The sequence below is a fragment of the Anaerophaga thermohalophila str. Valhall genome (assembly GCF_000250735.1).
Taxonomy (GTDB): domain Bacteria; phylum Bacteroidota; class Bacteroidia; order Bacteroidales; family Marinilabiliaceae; genus Anaerophaga; species Anaerophaga thermohalophila_A.
Genome location: NZ_AHZV01000159.1, coordinates 1 through 584, shown reverse-complemented (window position 1 = coordinate 584; position 584 = coordinate 1). Strand labels below are relative to the sequence as shown.

Genomic DNA, 584 nt, shown 5'->3' with positions numbered 1-584 from the left:
TTTTATATGGGGAATTAGCTCAGTTGGCTAGAGCGCCTGCTTTGCACGCAGGAGGTCATCGGTTCGACTCCGATATTCTCCACATCTCAGTTTTGAGAGAAACGATCATTGACATATTGGAAAGAAGACTCAAAGAGCAAACGAGCACAAAAATAGTAGTGCTTTAGTGTATGTTACTTACGAATAATTAAGTAACACCAACGAAGAAAGTATAAAAGGGCGCATGGCGGATGCCTTGGCTCTCAGAGGCGAAGAAGGACGTGATAAGCTGCGAAAAGTCACGGGTAGGTGCAAATAACCATTGAACCGTGAATCTCCGAATGGGGCAACCCACCGTATTGAAGATACGGTATCCTGAAAAGGAGGCGAACCCGGCGAACTGAAACATCTAAGTAGCCGGAGGAGAAGAAAACAAATGAGTGATTCCCTCAGTAGCGGCGAGCGAACGGGGATCAGCCCAAACCATTTTTGTTTCGGCAAGAGTGGGGTTGTAGGACTACGATGGATTGTTTAATGAAGAAATGGAAGCATCTGGAAAGTTGCACCAGAGAGGGTGAAAGTCCCGTACATGTAATTCATTAAAT

Annotated in this window: 1 tRNA gene and 1 rRNA gene; both read left to right on the top strand. The window is 45.4% G+C overall.

From position 1 onward, the window contains the following. Positions 1–8 precede the first annotated feature (8 nt). A tRNA-Ala gene (locus OQ5_RS0108440) sits at positions 9–82 on the top strand. Between the two features lie 121 nt (positions 83–203). Then, positions 204–584 (top strand): 23S ribosomal RNA (locus OQ5_RS23815); the annotation flags it as partial.